Below are 13102 nucleotides of genomic sequence, written 5' to 3'. Positions count from 1 at the left end.
TATTCTGATTTTCCCTGCACCTAATAACTCTTTTTACAAGCAATGATCGCCAGGTACGACAGACCGATGACACCAAAAAGCGGATAGAGATAATGGAGAAGAGAGGAATACCCAAACAAACTGATGACATATCCTCCTCCCATTAAAAGGCCTAAAATGACATTGGAAGATAACTTGAAAGATTGTTTCATCGGTTCGATCAGCCCGAATAAATTGCCGATCAATGTGGTGAAAATCTCCCCATAAACCACAATCAAAAATAGAAAGTGGACAAAAACACCCAGTTTGCTGATGATCTCTGCTACCGGAATTTCATATTGTACAGACTGCGGCACTAAGTATAGAGCAAAATGGCTGTTCAAAAGGATAAATGTAAGGCCTAATCCACCGAGGACCCCTCCCCATTTAATGACTGTATCATCTTCTGCTTCACGGCTTAATGGCACGAGAACGGCCTGTGACAAGGTCAAATTAAAGGCAGCATATGTAAAGGGGCTGAACAGCCATTTCCAATGCTGAGTAAAGTCTTCTGTTCTAATAAGGGGAGCTTCTATGGGAGAAAAAAGCATCGATACGGAAATGATCAAGGAGAATAAAATCATGACCGGAACGATTACTGAATTGGTCCACAAAATTCCGTTCATTCCTTTTTGCATCACCAAATAGCACAGGATGATCGTTAGAATGATACCTGCATGAAACGGCAGATGAAGCTGTTCTGAAAATAAGGCGCCCGTACCTGACAGCATGACCGAAGTGACTCCAAACAGCATGATGAACATGATGAAATTAATTCCCGAAGCAAATCTGTCCCCAAATAAATACCGGTTTAACGATTCATAGGTATCCGCCCCAATCGTTCGGGCCAGCAGCATAACTTTCGTCCCCAGAAAAATAAATAAGAAACCGCTGATTAAAATTCCCAGGAAACCAGCTGAACCATGGACGGTAAAAAACTCCACGATCTCTCTTCCTGTTGCAAAACCCGCTCCTACAACCGTCCCGATATAGGTGGCGGCTATTTGAATGATCTGTTTTCGCCGAATACCCATCCTGCCCTCCACTCAACTCGACCTCTCCGTTTAAATGTATGCCTGTACGAGGAAATTAGAAGAGCCCTGTGAGAGCCGGTACACTCTACGATTAAACATTAAGCTCTGTCAGTTAATGTTTTATTGAATTTTGCAGGGTGTGATTGAACCGCCTTTTATAGTAGAAAAAGACTCGAGTGTCTCTTTCAAGCAACAATATGCTTTAACAAAGCTAAAACAAAAAAAGAACACAGCCTCCTGTGTCCTTTTTGGTATCTTATTTCTTTTTTCGTTTTGGCAGTTTATCAAGGAGCCATCCTTTTCCGATTTCACAAAACCGGATTGGCATCTCCATTGAAATTAATATCTGGTTTTTTCCGATTATATTTAACATCCCGGTTTCCTCGTTCACATGGCTAACTTCCGCGCTATCTGTTCCAGACACCGGTACGATCATCTTTTCATTGTTTAATCCTTTAATTTTAAAAACCTTTCCATCGAATGAAACTTTGTGACAATGTGGAGGGAGACCAAGAGTAATTTTGTTCACATTAAATACCTCCTAATAAAGATTTTCTCCATTGTAACAGATTATGTGCCTGTCTGTTCCTTATTTTTAAATTTTTTTAAATATTTAATTAATTTGTCGGATTATTGTATATAATCTTGCTATTTCTGCAAAAAAAAGGTTCTTTACTGATGCTATTTCCCCTCACTTATGAACCAAATCTTGTCCGTCATCATATTCTATTAATCAATAATAGATTTACTACTCTCGAAAGTTTGAGGTGTTTTCATATGAGTAGAGCGCAATTATTATTTAAAAGCGGATCTGCGCTGGCTGGTGTTTATGCTGGTTATTTGTTTGGCTCGATGTCACCACTGATTAAAGCGCTTGTCATTCTTGCCATCATTGATTATATTTCCGGCATTTGCGCATCCGCCTATGAGGGAAAATTGTCAAGTTCTGTCGGCTTCAAAGGAATCATAAAAAAAGTCATCATATTTTGCATTGTTGCGGTTGCGCATTCACTGGATTCCTTATTCGGCGGACAATATATCCGGGATGCGACCATCTTTTTTTATTTATCCAATGAGCTTCTATCCATCATCGAGAATGCGGGAAGGACGAATATCCCGATCCCCGGGCTAATCCGAAAAGCATTCCATATCTTGAAGCCTAAGTCGGATAAGGATAAAAAATAAACAAAAAACAGATCAGCTGCAGCTGATCTGTTTTTATAGTTGATAGTGAGAAGCGATCTTCCGAGCGATCTTATCAGGATCGATTTTGTACTCCCCAGCTTGTATTTTTTGTTTGAGTTCTTCTATTTTAGCACTTCGCTCATCCGTAAACTTATCGGCCAAATATAACTCTTGAGCTTCCTTAGAAATTTCGACCTTATCTCGAAGTTCCTTTTTTTCCTCTTGCTGCTGTTTATTAACGGGTGCTGTATTATACAGCTTCTCCACTCTTTGTACGCGATTGATCTCCACAATAACATCTCCTTTGTCTAGAAGCTCACATTACCGACGCATACCCAATCATCTTCAATTTCAGAAGGTTCTAGATAACGCATATACAGTTTTTGGCCACTTTTATCATACTTAACTTCAAACTCTTTTTCGTTTTGCCGAGATTCACAAAAAAAGTGGATAAATTCTTGGGTAAACAGATAGGGAGTAAAATTTTTAAAGTCCTCTAAATGATTTTCTACCCAAAGTTGAATATCTTCCTGTTTAATCGTTTTCATATTACTCTTCCCTTGCCCCATTTATGGTGTGATGGTTGATGAATGTATGTATGAATACTCAATGAAAAACTTTCATAAACACCTAAAAAGATATCTTCTAATATTTTTCGCTGCCTATTTTTATTTAAAGGGGTACCCAATAAAAAAATAGAAATTTTTTCTAAGAAATGCGTAAGCGACCTGCTTAAGTCCGACAAGCGCTGGAGCTCATACCCAGCAACACGCTTTTTGTGTTGAGGGAATGAGTGAAGCGACCTCGAGGACTTGGTCGCTGAAGCTAGACATTTCATAAAAAGACGTTCATCTCCAATAGATGAACGTTTATCTTAATTCATTCAGCTTTGGAATGACGCCCATCTCTTCTACATCCTCTTTGGTCTTTTCCGTTCCCAGCATGAAAATTTGCCGGTAAATCTCGAACATGATCTCGTTATCTTCTTTCCGGTCCAGTTCACCCTGGTTTTCGTAAAAGAAAGACTTCGTTGAAAAAATATCTTTACCTTCTTTTTTATTATGTTCGTGCAGCTGACGAAATAAACCTCGCAGTTGCTCTATCTCTGCCTCGTTAGCTCGGATTTCAAATAGATGCATGCTTTCGTCGGCCGGAAGGGTATTGATCTCACCTTTTGGATTAACATAAAACGTAATTCTATTTTCATCCATCGCACGTCATACCTCCTAAGATTCTCTTTCTCATTCCTTTCCCTTATTTGCCAGCTGTTTAAACCTAAAAACCAGAAACAAAAAGTCTTTCCGAATTTAGGCAACAGGTCTATAATAGATTCCGTGTTTAAAGTTTTCAGACAGTAGGTGTTAATAATATGAAATTATTCTTCTCTTCGTTTCAGTGGATGGTCTTTATCCTTGCCGGCAGCATAGTAGCACCTATTTCCATCGGCACCGCCTTCCATCTTCAATCGGCTGAAATAGCTGAACTCCTTCAAAGGACATTTTTTATTATTGGCATTTCCGGTTTTCTGCAAGCCTTGTTCGGACACCGTCTTCCTATTACAGAAGGGCCAGCCGGTCTATGGTGGGGTGTTTTCATGGTCTATGCAGGACTCGTTTCAGCCGGTTCGTTTAACGGACAAGATGTGCTTCACCAGCTGGAAATGGGAATGCTGATCTGCGGGCTTCTTTTCATTTTTCTAGGGTTGATGAAATGGATTGGCCCTCTCAAAAAGCTGTTTACTCCCCTCGTTACAGGAACTTATTTGATCCTGCTTGTTGCTCAGCTAAGCGGCTCCTTTATTAAAGGTATCCTGGGGATCGGTTACTTATCAAACAGTGTGGACGGCAAAGTTGCTGTTACAGCCATCGCCATTTTAATTTTGTCCATGGTTCTGGGAAAAGCGAAGAGCCGGTTTTTGCGAAGCTATTCCGTTTTGATCAGCCTGATTGCCGGATGGGGCCTTTTTTCGTTATTGGGGCTGGTCAAAGACTCAGGCTTTCACGGTAAAACCGTAGCCCTCCCTGAGATTTTCGCATGGGGAGCTCCACAGTTCAGCGGCGGCATCGCTCTGACTTCCATCATTATTGGTTTCCTGCTTCTCGCCAATATGGTCGCTAGTGTCAACGTCGTCGAGAATGTGTATAAAAATGAAAAACAGCCTCATTCAGACATTAATTATAATCAAACGACTGGATTGATGGGAATGAACACGCTGATTGCCGGATTGTTTTCGGCCGTCGCCTGTGTTCCGATTTCCGGTACGGCAGGATTTATCCTGACGACCAAAATGTTTCAGCGCCTTCCCTACATCATTGGGAGTTTAATGATCCTCGCCATCAGCCTGTTTCCAAAGCTTACGTTCTTTTTCGCAAGCATACCTGCACCTGTTGGCTATGCGACGATTTTTGTTCCTTTTTCAAGCATGATTGGACTGGCTTTAAAGGAATATCGCTCACTGAAATTTAATGAAAATACGCTGTTTGTTATCGCCACATCGTTAATGATCGGCTTGGGGTGCACCTTCATTCCTCCAGCTGCTTTGAAGGGGCTGCCCAATATATTAACTACTTTGCTGAATAACGGGCTGATCCTTGGTATGCTGACCTGCATGCTGCTCGAACAACTGAACAAACGGCAGACGAAGCTGAGCGACTCCCCTTCCTTTTAGGATTGATAGAGGAAGGCAGTACGCTCAAAGTGAATCGCCACACGTAAAACACGAAAAAGCAATCCAGTATATATTAACCGGATTGCTTTTTTTATATTCCTCTTTCATTACTGCCAAAAGCCTCAGATTTTATTTTTCTCTACAAAAAGTATAACATCCTCCAGTTCGTCAAACACCCGCGAGCCAACAATCTCTGTTTCTTCATCATAGAATGTGGATTGAAAAAATCCGCTGTCGCCTTGAGGAACATAACGGATTCGTACCAAATCATCCTTTACACCCGGTAAATCTGTTTTTTGCTTAAATTCAAACTCTCTCTCCGGATTTCCCATCAGAGCCATAATCTGCTCTTTCACTTCCATGCCATTCCCTCCAGCAATGTATTTAGATTAATAATTTCCTAAATAGATCTTTAATAAACTTTTTGGTACCTTGTTTGGTGCCAGGCACCGTAATTACACAAGTGTGTAAATGCGGTGCCTGGCACCACCTCCTTGTCACCACCTCCTAAAATTTAAAGGTTTAAAAATAGTGATAAAAGATAATGTTTAGGTGTGTAGCTATTTTGGTACAGATATTGTCACCTTATACAAGGAGTGATTTACAATGGATCAAGGTTTATACACAGCAGAAGCTACCGCACAAGGCGGAAGAGATGGCAGAGTTTCAAGCGAAGACGGGAAACTTGATTTAAAGCTCAGCATGCCAAAAGAGCTCCAGGGCTCCGGCGGTGAAGGAACAAACCCTGAACAGCTGTTTGCTTGCGGTTATGCGGCCTGTTATCAAAGCGCACTGCAGATTGTTGCCGGCAAACAGAAAGTTGATGTTTCAGACAGCAAAGTTACAGCTAAAGTGACGATCGGCAAAGATTCTCCAAACGGCGGATTAAAGCTTGCAGTCGTCCTGGAGGTTTCTATTCCGGGTCAGGATCAGGAAAATGTTCAGAAGCTCGCAGATGAAGCTCACCAAGTATGTCCGTATTCCAAAGCGACACGAGGCAACATTGATGTAGAGATTAAAGCTGTCCAATAAAGAAACATCCTGCTGGTTCCTCAGTCTTTTGAGGAGCCAGTTTTTTGTAGTTTCTGTTAAAGCATAGAGTTGATTTTCACTCCTAATGGACCTTGCATACTGATGCTTAAGAGAGACCCTCAAGTCTTTAACTCCAATAATAAAGGGGTGATAGTTGGCGATGATAAGAAGGCGGTTCAAACACTCCATCCCCTTCCCTCCAATGATTTTAAGGATCCCACCTCTCAAATATTTCATAAAAAAATAATTAAAAAGTAAATTTAAAAAGGAATTTTGTTACAGATAGTCGAATAATAGGATTTTAGTCAGAAAATTTGTAATATATAAACACTTCGTATCGGGTAAAACTTCAGGTCTTTAGAAACCTGAGTTTTAATACATAACAAAGGGGGATTGGTTTGATATCTTTTCGTCATGTTAACAAGCACTTCGGCGATTTTCAGGTTCTGAATGATATTAACCTGGAGATTAAAGAAGGGGAAGTTGTTGTTGTCGTCGGTCCATCGGGGTCGGGAAAGAGTACATTGCTCCGGTGTATCAACCGGCTTGAAACAATTACTGACGGAGATCTCACCGTCAACAAGAAGGCAGTAAACAGCAAGGAAACAAATATTAATGATCTACGCAAAAACATTGGCATGGTATTTCAGCACTTTAATCTTTATCCACATATGACTGTGCTTGAGAACATCACACTCGCACCAAAAAAAGCATTAGGGATCTCACCTTCAGAAGCCAAAAAAACGGCGATGTTCTACCTTGAAAAAGTCGGGATTCCAGACAAAGCTGATTCCTATCCATCCCAGCTCTCTGGAGGACAGCAGCAGCGAGTGGCCATCGCCAGGGGCCTCGCATTAAAACCGAATATCATGTTGTTCGATGAGCCTACCTCTGCCCTTGATCCCGAAATGATTGGTGAGGTTCTGGATGTTATGAAAACACTCGCGAAGGACGGAATGACCATGGTGGTCGTCACCCATGAGATGGGATTCGCCCGTGAAGTGGCTAACCGGGTCGTGTTTATGGATCACGGCAGAATACTTGAAGACAATGAACCTTTAGCGTTTTTCTCCAATCCAAAAGAAGACCGTGCAAAATTATTTTTAAGCAGAGTTCTAAACCATTAAAGGAGATGAGACATTTGAAAAACAAGAAAAGCTGGTTGTTGGCTATAATTCTGGTACTCGTAATCAGCATGCTCTCAGCATGCGGAAGCGACAAGACAGGCGGAGAATCAAAAGATACACTATCTGCCATCAAAAAACGCGGTAAACTGGTGGTCGGTGTAAAATATGATACCAATCTTTTCGGTTACAAGGATCCTTCCAGCGGAAAAGTAGAAGGCTTCGATATTGATATTGCAAAAGCACTTGCCAAAAAAATCTTTGGTGACGAAAAAAAGCTTGAACTAAAAGAAGTTACATCAAAGACACGTGTACAAATGCTGAAAAACGGTGACATTGACGCGATTATTGCCACAATGACTATTACAGAGGACCGTAAAAAGGAAGTTAACTTCTCTGATGTCTACTTTAAAGCAGGCCAGTCGCTGCTCGTGAAAAAAGGAAGTAAAATCCAGGGTATTGATGATGTGAAGAAAGGCACAAAGGTGTTGGCTGTAAAAGGCTCCACTTCTGTTCAAAACATCAAAGACAAATCTCCTGATGCCCAGGTACTCGAGTTTGAAAACTATGCTGAAGCCTTTACCGCGTTAAAAGCTGGGAAAGGTGATGCATTAACAACAGATAACTCGATTCTATACGGGATGGCTGACCAGGATTCGAACTATCAATTGGTAGGACAGCCATTTACCGATGAGCCATATGGAATCGCTTTGAATAAAGGCGATGACAAGTTCACAAAGTACGTGAATAAATTCCTTAAAGAGCTTAAGGACAGCGGTGAATATGACAAAATCAAGAGCAAATGGATAAAAGAACAATAATGATTTTTGTGATGGATGGGCAGCTTTGCCCATCTATCCTTCTTTCGTAAAGGAGGGAATTCATGCTAGACTTCACCATACTGATCGACAACTTTGACACCTATCTTGATGGCTTTGTCAACACACTGAAAGCAAGCCTTCTTGCTTTGGTCTGCAGCTTTATTCTTGGTGTGATCTTCGCTGTTATGCGGATCTCTCCGTTAAAGATTTTTCAGATCATCGGAACAGCTTTTGTGGAATTTGTCCGAAATATTCCTCTCATCTTGATCCTGTTCATCTTTTATTATGGATTGCCGAGTTTAGGCATGAAGCTTAGCGGTTTTCAAGCGGGAACCATTGCTCTTTCCATCTATACAGCGGCATTTATTGCAGAAGCAATCCGCGCGGGTATTTTATCTGTGGATAAGGGTCAAATGGAAGCTGGCCGTTCATCAGGCTTGACGTACATCCAAACGATGAGATACATCATACTTCCTCAGGCCATTAAAATCGTTATTCCTCCGCTTGGCAATCAGTTCATTAATCTGGTGAAAAACTCTTCCATCCTTGGCGTTGTTGCAGGATTGGATTTAATGTACTTTGGAGATTCCATCTCTTCAGCTACGTATGTTGTATTTGACGTCTATATTTTTGTGGCGATGTTCTATCTTGTTCTAACTATTCCACTCAGCTTATTCGTCGGTTATCTTGAACGGCGTCTTGCTGTGAGCGGATAAGGAGGAGACGCACAATGGATTTTATCGGTGCTTATTCCGCAGGAAATCTGCTCTTTTTGCTAAAAGGTCTGATGACTACACTTTTCGTTGCCTTCATCGCTATTGTTTTCAGTTTTATTTTCGGAAGTATCTTAGGAATCTTGCGCTATGCAAAGATACCGGTTCTATCAAAGGTCGTTGCCGTATGTGTTGAAACAATACGGAATCTGCCTTTGCTGCTGATTATCTTTTTCACATTTTTCGCCTTGCCTGAAGTCGGCATTAAAATGAGCGTTATGATGGCTGCCGTAACAGCTCTTATTATCTTTGAATCTGCCATGCTATCTGAGATTGTCCGTAGCGGATTAAACTCAATCGAAAAAGGACAGATTGAAGCTGCCCGCTCCTCCGGCCTTACCTACATTCAGACGATGCAGCACATTATATTGCCTCAGGCCCTAAGAAGAATGGTTCCGCCGATTGTCAGTCAGTTTATATCTCTTTTAAAAGACACCTCTCTTGCTGTTGTCATCTCGCTTCCTGAGCTGCTGCATAATGCGCAAATCGTGAATGGTAAAAACGTAAATTACGTGATTCCCACTTTTTTACTCATTGCATTCATCTACTTTCTCGTTAACTATTCATTATCATTGCTCGCAAGAAGACTTGAAACGAAAGAACGGAGCAACCGGAAATCAACAGGAAAAACACTGCCGATTCAGCAGCAGGCCGGCAGTGAACCGATGTAAATAACGAAGAAAAGAGAGCTCAGTTGCCATGAGCTCTTTTTTCTATGTTAAAATAAGTGAAACTTAATGTCGGTCTTAGTGCAGGATACTATAAAAGGGGTGAAAAAATGAATGCATTTACGTATACAAAACGTGAGGAAATTATAAATGCCATCACCCATGGCATCGGAGCGGTTTTCAGTATTATTGCTTTAACCCTACTTGTTGTTTTTGCCAGCGCACAAGGGACACCGCTGCACATCACATGCTTTGCTGTTTTCGGCGGATCCATGCTGCTTCTCTATACTTCTTCAACCCTCGTTCACAGCTTTCCTGAGGGAAAGGTCAAAGATATTTTTGAGATCATGGACCACTCAGCCATCTATATCTTTATTGCGGGTTCTTATACACCGATTCTATTGATTGTGGTAAAGGGAGCTCTCGGCTGGGCATTGTTTGGAACCGTTTGGGGGATCGCCTTGGCGGGTGTGGCGTTTAAAATCTTTTTTACGAAGCGCTTCGTCATTCTCTCAACAATCGGCTATATTCTTATGGGGTGGCTGATCATATTCGCTTTTAACCGTGTGGTCGTCACTCTTCCTGAGCAAGGTCTTGCCTGGCTGATCAGCGGAGGGATTATGTACACGGTCGGGGCCGTTTTCTACGTATGGCGAAGGTTCCCCTTCAACCATGCAATCTGGCATCTCTTCGTACTAGCTGGAAGTGCCTCTCATTTTATGCTTATGTTCTATATTCTCAAGCTTTCATAAGCTGAAGACGCTGAATCATATGTCAGCGTCTTCTATTTATTTTTCGCGCATTACAGAACGAGGTGGCTGCTCCTCTCTCTTCATTTCTTTTTTCATATATTTCTCCGCTTCAACCGGCTGAAACCCGTATTGGCTGTAGAGTCCATGAGCATCCTTTGTCACAAGCAGCATTCCTCGTACCTCCTGCAGTTCTTTATGGGAAGTAACCGTCTCAATCAGCCATTTGGAGAGTCCTTTTCCGCGATGCGGCTCCAAGATAAATACATCGCAAACATAAGCTGTCGCCACATAATCTGTTATGATCCTCGCAAAACCAACCTGTGTCTGATCATCGCCATTCTTCTCATAGACTCCAAAACAAAGAGAATGATCAACCGCTTTTTGAACCCTTTCTCGGGTAATGCCTTGTGCCCAATAGGATTCCTTTGTCAAAAACTCGTGAATCCGATTAATATTGAGATTCTTCTTATCCATTGAAATAACGTATGAGTCTTTCGTCCATTCCTCCATGAATCCCCCTCCTGATTTTTTTGGTGCCTGGCACCAGCATTTTTCCTCAATATATAACAAAATTAGACTTTTTTACCATTGTTATCAATGTTATTCTAGATATAGTGACTTAAGTCCTTTGGAAAGAGGTGTGAAATGGACTTTTATCGTCATTTTCAAAGAATGCTTCTAAGAAATTATCTCATAGGATCACTTATCGCAGTCATTGGAGTTGGGGGTTTTTTTGTCTTTTCAACTCTCCACTTTTCTACCTTTGAAAAATGGATGATCTTAGGGATCATAGCTTTGTCTTTTTTCATCATGTGTTTTATTGAATACCGTGCTTTCTCCCGGCACATCAAGCCGATCTACCGGGCGTTTTACAAATCGACCCCATCGATCCGAACGTTGACGAACGGATTTGTTCAAGCTCACCGTTTTCCTTTGCTGACGGTAAAACGGATCATGGGGCCGCACTTTCTTGGACTATCAGTTCCAGCAATCATTTTAGTGAGCGCAGCCATTTACTTTGGTTTTCTCAACATGCCCTATATGTATCTGTTCATGGGTGGTCTTGGGGCCGTTATCGTAGCCGGAATGCATGCCATTGTTGAATTTTATTTAACGACGAGTGCCGTGAAACCGATCATTGAAGAACTTAGGAATCGGGCGGTCGAACTGCACGGGGATCCTCTGTCCCAAAACAACAGAGTGTTTGTTTCGATTCAGCGAAAAATTCAGCTAAGCACCATTTTTATAGGAACATTTCCTGTACTCTTGTTCGCTCTTGCCAACCAGGTCAAATTATATGAACAGGCTGCCTCCATCACGAGGTCATACTGGAGCTGGGCGATCTTCATTCTGATGCTTGGCATGCTTTTTGCTTTTTTCGGGACGTACCTGATCTACAAAGATTTGCTGGCTCCGATGAAGAACCTTCAAACGGCCATGGAAGAAGTACAGCTTGGAAACAGCCAATTTTTGCTGGACAACACGTATTCTGATGAATTTTCAAGGCTTGTTTCAGGGTTTAATCATATGAGTTCTTCCATCCGCGACCGGGAAGAAATGAACCACCAGCTTCTGGACAGCTTTTTTGCCGTCATGGCAGCCACAATGGATGCACGTGACCCGTATACTGCCGGACATTCACAGCGGGTTGCCGAGTATTCGGTTCAGATTGGTGAGAAAGCAGGCCTTAGTATGGATGAACTATCTACACTAAAAAAAGCAGCTCTCCTCCATGACATTGGAAAAATTGGTATCCCCGATCATATTCTATTAAAAGAAGGAAAATTGGACGATATCGAGTTCAGCTACATAAAAAAACATCCGGTGGTTGGATTTTCAATCCTATCTCAGGTTCAGCCGAGGGAAGCTATGGAGCCACTTCTTCCCGGTGTGAAATACCATCATGAACGCTATGATGGAAAAGGCTATCCAGAAGGGCTTTCTGGTGATGACATTCCCTTCTTCGGAAGGATAATTGCTGTAGCAGACGCTTATGACGCCATGACATCAGACCGGCCTTATAGGAAAGGCATGAGCAGAGAAAAGGCAGTCGCCATTCTGCTTGACGGCAAGGGTACACAATGGGATCCAGCATTAGTTCCTCTATTAGTTGAGGAACTGAAGCTTTCTTCCGTGTCTTAGAGAAACAACGGCTATCGCCTACCACAAAAAATCAGGAGTTATTATGCGATTACTATTTTTTCTTATCGGCTTGATCGGAATCATCTATTCTTTTTTCGTGATAGCGATCACCAGATTAGACACTGGCGCTCTCGCTATACTGTTCGTTTCTCTCCTGTTACTGGCAATAGCTATTGTCTTCCATCCTCTCAAAAAGCAGTGGAGAAAAAACAAGAAATTCCGGATTTTCACAGTTTCAACGGTATCCATTGCCCTGATCATTGCCCTGCTGCTTGAAGGGCTGATTCTTACTTCCATCAAGGATGAGCATCCCGCAAATATTGATTATGTACTCATTTTAGGCGCCGGGATCAAGGATGGTACGCCTTCAAGAGTGCTGAAAGAGCGGCTGAACAAAGCCGCATTGTACCTTCACAAACATCCCGGTGTTATAGTTGCCGTAAGCGGAGGACTGACCGTCGGCGAGAGTAAGACAGAAGCAGAAGTCATGGGGAGGTATTTAAAAAACAAAGGAGTTCCTTCAACCTCGATTGTTTATGAAAACAAAGCAACAAGCACTTATGAAAATATAAAGTTCTCACGAAATCTGATGAAAAAATATCTACCTGCCGGAAAACACCAGCGAGTGCTGATCATCTCCAGTGATTTTCATCTCCACCGTGCGAAATGCCTGGCAGAAGGATTGGGTTTAAAAGCATTTGGGCAAGGATCTTCTGTCCCATTGTCCGTCACCCCTCAGGTACATGTACGTGAGATTCTTGCACTCGCCAAATACTATGTCTTTGATAAGGATTATTTTAAATGATCAGCACCCTTTTCCGGGGTGCTTTTTCTTATGCCGAAATTGAATAGAGTCCTCATCTATTGGAATGATATACAAATAAA

The 13102-nt window shown here is 41.9% G+C and carries 17 protein-coding genes; 10 read left to right on the top strand and 7 right to left on the bottom strand.

From position 1 onward, the window contains the following. Nucleotides 1-20: 20 nt before the first annotated feature. Nucleotides 21-1052 carry a YkvI family membrane protein gene (locus tag LCY76_RS08170; RefSeq protein WP_248252221.1) on the bottom strand — a complete coding sequence of 344 codons (1032 nt, stop codon included), beginning with the start codon at nt 1050-1052 and terminating at the stop codon, nt 21-23. A 256-nt stretch (nt 1053-1308) separates the two neighbouring features. Beyond that, a complete protein-coding gene (locus tag LCY76_RS08165) occupies nt 1309-1581 on the bottom strand; it encodes a hypothetical protein (RefSeq protein ID WP_248252220.1) in 273 nt (90 codons plus the stop codon). 248 nt (nt 1582-1829) lie between these two features. Between LCY76_RS08165 and LCY76_RS08160 the strand changes: the two genes are divergently transcribed. Beyond that, a complete protein-coding gene (locus LCY76_RS08160) occupies nt 1830-2237 on the top strand; it encodes a phage holin family protein (RefSeq protein ID WP_248252219.1) in 408 nt (135 codons plus the stop codon). A 33-nt stretch (nt 2238-2270) separates the two neighbouring features. Here LCY76_RS08160 and flgM read toward each other — a convergent pair whose 3' ends face one another. The 3 genes from flgM to LCY76_RS08145 all read right to left on the bottom strand — a co-directional run bounded on the left by flgM (nt 2271) and on the right by LCY76_RS08145 (nt 3448). Beyond that, nucleotides 2271-2528 carry a flagellar biosynthesis anti-sigma factor FlgM gene (flgM, locus tag LCY76_RS08155; RefSeq protein ID WP_248252218.1) on the bottom strand — a complete coding sequence of 86 codons (258 nt, stop codon included), beginning with the start codon at nt 2526-2528 and terminating at the stop codon, nt 2271-2273. Between the two features lie 17 nt (nt 2529-2545). After that, on the bottom strand, nt 2546-2785 hold the full coding sequence (locus tag LCY76_RS08150) for a hypothetical protein (RefSeq protein ID WP_053354917.1): 240 nt from the start codon (nt 2783-2785) through the stop codon (nt 2546-2548). Between the two features lie 321 nt (nt 2786-3106). Continuing rightward, nucleotides 3107-3448, bottom strand: coding sequence for a hypothetical protein (locus LCY76_RS08145; protein WP_053354918.1), 342 nt, complete (start codon nt 3446-3448; stop codon nt 3107-3109). A gap of 158 nt (nt 3449-3606) precedes the next feature. On the opposite strand from LCY76_RS08145, the gene LCY76_RS08140 reads away from it, so the two are divergent. Further along, nucleotides 3607-4905, top strand: a complete 1299-nt coding sequence (locus LCY76_RS08140; RefSeq protein ID WP_248252217.1) for a purine/pyrimidine permease — start codon at nt 3607-3609, stop codon at nt 4903-4905. A gap of 122 nt (nt 4906-5027) precedes the next feature. Here LCY76_RS08140 and LCY76_RS08135 read toward each other — a convergent pair whose 3' ends face one another. Further along, nucleotides 5028-5267: a hypothetical protein gene (locus LCY76_RS08135; RefSeq protein WP_053354920.1), complete on the bottom strand. Its 240-nt coding sequence runs from the start codon at nt 5265-5267 to the stop codon at nt 5028-5030. Between the two features lie 244 nt (nt 5268-5511). Here LCY76_RS08135 and LCY76_RS08130 point away from each other — a divergent pair, with 244 nt between their 5' ends. From LCY76_RS08130 to trhA, 6 genes are all read left to right on the top strand, one after another. Further along, complete coding sequence (locus LCY76_RS08130) at nt 5512-5937, top strand: organic hydroperoxide resistance protein (protein ID WP_248252216.1); 426 nt, start codon at nt 5512-5514, stop codon at nt 5935-5937. Between the two features lie 398 nt (nt 5938-6335). Beyond that, complete coding sequence (locus LCY76_RS08125; RefSeq protein WP_248252215.1) at nt 6336-7064, top strand: amino acid ABC transporter ATP-binding protein; 729 nt, start codon at nt 6336-6338, stop codon at nt 7062-7064. A 68-nt stretch (nt 7065-7132) separates the two neighbouring features. Next, nucleotides 7133-7882, top strand: a complete 750-nt coding sequence (locus LCY76_RS08120; protein WP_369795785.1) for a glutamate ABC transporter substrate-binding protein — start codon at nt 7133-7135, stop codon at nt 7880-7882. 62 nt (nt 7883-7944) lie between these two features. Continuing rightward, nucleotides 7945-8598, top strand: a complete 654-nt coding sequence (locus tag LCY76_RS08115; RefSeq protein ID WP_053354925.1) for an amino acid ABC transporter permease — start codon at nt 7945-7947, stop codon at nt 8596-8598. A gap of 14 nt (nt 8599-8612) precedes the next feature. Then, a complete protein-coding gene (locus LCY76_RS08110) occupies nt 8613-9326 on the top strand; it encodes an amino acid ABC transporter permease (protein ID WP_248252214.1) in 714 nt (237 codons plus the stop codon). A 107-nt stretch (nt 9327-9433) separates the two neighbouring features. Continuing rightward, nucleotides 9434-10075 (top strand): PAQR family membrane homeostasis protein TrhA, encoded by a 642-nt coding sequence (gene trhA, locus LCY76_RS08105; protein WP_248252213.1) that lies wholly within the window; start codon nt 9434-9436, stop codon nt 10073-10075. A gap of 36 nt (nt 10076-10111) precedes the next feature. On the opposite strand, the gene LCY76_RS08100 is transcribed toward trhA, so the two are convergent. Next, the gene (locus LCY76_RS08100) at nt 10112-10585 is read right to left on the bottom strand and encodes a GNAT family N-acetyltransferase (protein WP_248252212.1); all 474 of its coding nucleotides are present in this window, start codon (nt 10583-10585) and stop codon (nt 10112-10114) included. Nucleotides 10586-10720: 135 nt separating this feature from the next. Between LCY76_RS08100 and LCY76_RS08095 the strand changes: the two genes are divergently transcribed. Together LCY76_RS08095 and LCY76_RS08090 are read left to right on the top strand one after the other, a co-directional pair. Continuing rightward, the gene (locus LCY76_RS08095; protein ID WP_248252211.1) at nt 10721-12217 is read left to right on the top strand and encodes an HD domain-containing phosphohydrolase; all 1497 of its coding nucleotides are present in this window, start codon (nt 10721-10723) and stop codon (nt 12215-12217) included. 43 nt (nt 12218-12260) lie between these two features. After that, complete coding sequence (locus LCY76_RS08090; protein ID WP_248252210.1) at nt 12261-13022, top strand: YdcF family protein; 762 nt, start codon at nt 12261-12263, stop codon at nt 13020-13022. Nucleotides 13023-13102 lie beyond the last annotated feature (80 nt).

Source organism: Fictibacillus marinisediminis (assembly GCF_023149135.1).
Classification (GTDB): Bacteria; Bacillota; Bacilli; order Bacillales; family Fictibacillaceae; genus Fictibacillus_C; species Fictibacillus_C marinisediminis.
This window is presented reverse-complemented; position numbering and strand designations above follow the sequence as displayed.

Excerpts from the sequence above, each read along its gene's own strand:
- LCY76_RS08145 (WP_053354918.1), bottom strand. The coding sequence starts at position 3,448 with ATGGATGAAAATAGAATTACGTTTTATGTTAATCCAAAAGGTGAGATC.
- LCY76_RS08095 (WP_248252211.1), top strand. The coding sequence starts at position 10,721 with ATGGACTTTTATCGTCATTTTCAAAGAATGCTTCTAAGAAATTATCTC.
- LCY76_RS08090 (WP_248252210.1), top strand. The coding sequence starts at position 12,261 with ATGCGATTACTATTTTTTCTTATCGGCTTGATCGGAATCATCTATTCT.
- LCY76_RS08160 (WP_248252219.1), top strand. The coding sequence starts at position 1,830 with ATGAGTAGAGCGCAATTATTATTTAAAAGCGGATCTGCGCTGGCTGGT.
- LCY76_RS08150 (WP_053354917.1), bottom strand. The coding sequence starts at position 2,785 with ATGAAAACGATTAAACAGGAAGATATTCAACTTTGGGTAGAAAATCAT.
- LCY76_RS08120 (WP_369795785.1), top strand. The coding sequence starts at position 7,133 with ATGCTCTCAGCATGCGGAAGCGACAAGACAGGCGGAGAATCAAAAGAT.
- trhA (WP_248252213.1), top strand. The coding sequence starts at position 9,434 with ATGAATGCATTTACGTATACAAAACGTGAGGAAATTATAAATGCCATC.
- LCY76_RS08135 (WP_053354920.1), bottom strand. The coding sequence starts at position 5,267 with ATGGAAGTGAAAGAGCAGATTATGGCTCTGATGGGAAATCCGGAGAGA.
- LCY76_RS08115 (WP_053354925.1), top strand. The coding sequence starts at position 7,945 with ATGCTAGACTTCACCATACTGATCGACAACTTTGACACCTATCTTGAT.
- LCY76_RS08130 (WP_248252216.1), top strand. The coding sequence starts at position 5,512 with ATGGATCAAGGTTTATACACAGCAGAAGCTACCGCACAAGGCGGAAGA.
- LCY76_RS08170 (WP_248252221.1), bottom strand. The coding sequence starts at position 1,052 with ATGGGTATTCGGCGAAAACAGATCATTCAAATAGCCGCCACCTATATC.
- LCY76_RS08110 (WP_248252214.1), top strand. The coding sequence starts at position 8,613 with ATGGATTTTATCGGTGCTTATTCCGCAGGAAATCTGCTCTTTTTGCTA.
- LCY76_RS08140 (WP_248252217.1), top strand. The coding sequence starts at position 3,607 with ATGAAATTATTCTTCTCTTCGTTTCAGTGGATGGTCTTTATCCTTGCC.
- LCY76_RS08100 (WP_248252212.1), bottom strand. The coding sequence starts at position 10,585 with ATGGAGGAATGGACGAAAGACTCATACGTTATTTCAATGGATAAGAAG.